This window comes from uncultured Nevskia sp., assembly GCF_903885465.1.
In the GTDB taxonomy this organism is placed as follows: Bacteria; Pseudomonadota; Gammaproteobacteria; order Nevskiales; family Nevskiaceae; genus Nevskia.
Genome location: NZ_CAISIQ010000473.1, coordinates 1 through 3480 on the forward strand (window position 1 = coordinate 1; position 3480 = coordinate 3480).

Below are 3480 nucleotides of genomic sequence, written 5' to 3' on the forward strand. Positions count from 1 at the left end.
CTTCAACGGCATCGCCACCTCGGTGGCCTACCGCCTCGATGGTGCCGACGAAGGCATCTGGCTGGCCGGCCGCACCGCGCAGGGACTGAACCAGTATCCGGGCTCGCCGGAAGGCTTGAATCCGGCTCGCAACAACGACTACGTGAGCTTCCGCAGCGACATCAATTTCGATGATCCGGACGGCACCAGCGTCGCCACCTCGGCCTGGTACTTCGTCGCGGCCCGCCTGACCACGCCACCGAAGACCACGGCGACTGCCAATACCGTCGGCGTCCGTCAGGGCGGCGAAGAAGACCAGTGCCGCTTCCTGGTTCCGGTCAACGGCCTGCGGCCTTGATCCCTGCCTGACCGCCTCGCCTGCTCTCCATGAAGCGATTGATCCTTGCAGTACTGCTCGCCATTGCCCTGCTGGTGGTGGCGCTTCGCTGGTGGACGGCAGTGCCGGAGCCGCTTGCGGTCGATGACGGTGCCAAGCCATCACCGACCGCAACGGAAGCACCGGCGGCAAAGCCATCCTCGGTAGCGCCTACCGCGCTAGCGGTATCGGCCGGGAAGCAAAGCCCGGATGAGGCATGCCGCGAGGGCGAAGTCGTCATCACCTCGGCGGCCGGCAAGACCGAGCAACACTGTGCCGATTCGGCGCTGGCCAGCCAGACCGGCAGCCGGCGCCGTTATCGCTACGTGCTGGGCCGCGATGCTTATCTGCTGATCGACACCACCGCGGGTGCAGCGACGCGCGTGGAGTACGGACATCGGAGCCCGGAATACGGCTGTGACGGCGATGCCTGCTCGGGCCTGATGTTCGGCAAGCCCGATTTCAACGGCAGGCAAAACATCATGCTGAGCGGTACGGCACTGGCAAGGGAAGCGCCGGTGGACGATGGCGCTCAGGACGGCCCGGTGACCCTCACGGCCCGGCTCAGCGCACTGGGCAATGTCGGCGCGGTCTGCGATCCCGGCGTCACCCTGAATTTCAGCGACAACAGCTACACGCGCTTCTGCGCTTTCGGCGGCAACGGTTACGCGCAGGGCGAAGACGGCTTGCCGGTCTACAGCTTCAGCAATGTCGATGGCGGCGTGATCAAGCTGCGCACCGATCAGGCCGGCACGATCCGCGGCATCGAAATGTCTGGCGAGTCATCAAGCGAAGGGCTGCGCTGCGTCGCTGCTGCCTGCGCTGGCGCCAGCTTCTCGGCACCGGACGCGCGTGGTTCGCGAACGCTGGCGCTGATTGGCACCCAGTTGCACAGCGCCGACAACAGCCGCTCGGCAACGCTCAACGGGCAGCTTGTGCTCAGCGGTGACTAAAAACTCGTCATTCCCGCGCAGGCGCGAATCCAGTTCTGATGCGGCGCGCTATGGCCAAAACTGGATGCCCGCCTGCGCGGGCATGACCGGTTTTAACGCGCTAGCTCTGCACTAGGTCGATGACGGCGTGGCTGCGGATGCGGGCTCGAGCCGGGCACTCAGCACATCCGGGCCGCAGTTCGGCGTGATCCGCAGATAGATGCGCCAGAGCAGATAGCCGCTGATGGTCAGGCCGGTGGACGCGCAAGCCAGCCCCATTGGCGAGGCACTGACCAGTGGCGACAGCACGCCCGATACCACGGCCGCGACACCGAGGCTGATCGTCGCCTGCACCGAAGCGGCGGCGCCGCGCACGGCCGGGAAGCGATCGAGCATCAGCAGGGTGAAGGTCGGGAAGGACAGCGTCACCCCCATGCCGATCAGGCCGATCGGCAGCACGAACCAGGGCACCGACGGCGTCAGCCACAGGCTGCCGGCCAGGTTCAGCGCGGCGCCGATGCTCATCAGAATGAAACCGATGGTCACCGTTCGCAGGGCGTCGATCTTGCCGGCGAGCCGCGACGACAGTGCCGAGCCGGACATCATGCCGCCGATGATCGGCACGAATAGCCAGGCGAATTCGGTCGCGCTCAAGTGCAGGATGTTAAGCACCACCGAAGGCGCCGCCGAGATGTAGGTGAAGATCGCGCCGAAGTTCAGCGCGGCAGCAAAGCCCAGCAGCAGATAGCGGCGATCGCTGGCCACCGCGCGATAGGTGCGGGCCAGCGGCCGCAACGCGAACCGCGTGCGCCGTTCGCGCGGATGGGTTTCCGGCAGCGCTGCCAGCGAGGCCAGGACCAGCAGCAGAGTGAAGCCGGCCAGCAGCCAGAAGATCGCCCGCCAGCCAGCGGCCCCTAGCACGAAGCCGCCGATGATCGGCGCGATCGCCGGGGCGAAGCCGAAGATGAAGCTGACCTGCGACATCAGCCGCTGGGCATCGGCGCCGTCGAAACGATCGCGGATGATCGCCCGGCCGACCACCATGCCGGCGCCACCGAAGACGCCCTGCAGCACGCGGAAGCAGAGCAGCATCTCGAACGAAGTGGCGAGCGCACAGCCGGCGGTGGCCGCCGCGAACAGCAGCATCGACCACAGGATCACACCGCGCCGGCCGTAGGCATCGGACAGCGGTCCGTGCAGCAGCGACATCGCCGCATACGCCGCGAGATAGAGACTCAGGGATTGCTGCATGGCCGCCGGCGTCACGCCAAGCTCGGCTTCGATCGCGTGAAAGGCGGGGAAGAAGGCGTCGATCGAGAACGGCCCGATCATCGCCATGCCGGCGAGCAGTGGCGCCAGAAGCTTGGGGTTGGCGCGGAAGCGGTTCACGGCGCCAGCGCTAGACGGGAACCGACTTCGGCTGCGCGCTCAGAGCTTCAACCAGCAGGCTGGAGATGCGCGCCGGCACGTCGTGCTCGACGGCCCGTATCGCCACCGTGATGGCATTGGCGAAAGCCAGCGCATCGGCGCCGCCATGGCTCTTGATCACGTTGCCATTGAGGCCGACCAGACTGGCGCCGTTGTAGCGGCGCGGGTCCATGCGCTTGGCCAGCGCGCGCAGAACCGAGCGGGCAATCAGACCCACCAGCTTGGTGCCGGCGTTGCGAGTGAATTCCTCGCGCATGAAATGGCCCACCAGCTTGGCCACACCCTCACCGGCTTTCAGCGCGACATTGCCGACGAAGCCGTCGCAGACCACGACATCGGCCGGATGCAGGAAAATGCCATCGCCTTCGATGAAGCCGCAGTAGTTCAGCTTCGACGCCGAGATCATCGTCGCCGCCTGCTTGATCGTCTCGTTGCCCTTGATCTCTTCCTCGCCGATGTTCAGCAAGGCGACCCGGGGCCGCTCGATGCCGTTCAGCGCAGTGACCAGCGCCGAGCCCATCACCGCGAACTGGAACAGCTGTTCGGAGGTGCAGGCGGCATTGGCACCGAGATCGAGCACATGGGTAGCGCCCTTGACCGTCGGCAACGGCGAAATGATCGCCGGCCGATCGATGCCCGGCAGCGTCTTCAGCACGAATTTGGCGATCGCCATCAGCGCGCCGGTGTTGCCGGCCGAGACGGCGGCCTGGGCACGCTTCTGCTTGACCAGGTCGACCGCGACCCGCATCGATGAATCCTTCTTGC

At 66.3% G+C, this 3480-nt stretch carries 3 protein-coding genes and 1 pseudogene; 2 read left to right on the top strand and 2 right to left on the bottom strand.

Features of this window, described 5'->3' with window-relative positions; translation table 11 throughout:
- A pseudogene (locus tag QZY06_RS18390) lies at positions 1–337 on the top strand (hypothetical protein); the annotation flags it as partial.
- A 29-nt stretch (positions 338–366) separates the two neighbouring features.
- Entirely contained in the window at positions 367–1308 is a 942-nt protein-coding gene (locus QZY06_RS18395) for a hypothetical protein (protein WP_295686794.1), read from the top strand.
- A gap of 111 nt (positions 1309–1419) precedes the next feature.
- On the opposite strand, the gene QZY06_RS18400 is transcribed toward QZY06_RS18395, so the two are convergent.
- Both QZY06_RS18400 and plsX read right to left on the bottom strand, forming a co-directional pair.
- Complete coding sequence (locus tag QZY06_RS18400) at positions 1420–2676, bottom strand: multidrug effflux MFS transporter (protein ID WP_295686796.1); 1257 nt, start codon at positions 2674–2676, stop codon at positions 1420–1422.
- 10 nt (positions 2677–2686) lie between these two features.
- The coding region (gene plsX / locus QZY06_RS18405; RefSeq protein ID WP_295686797.1) for a phosphate acyltransferase PlsX at positions 2687–3480 on the bottom strand (794 nt) is incomplete at its 5' end.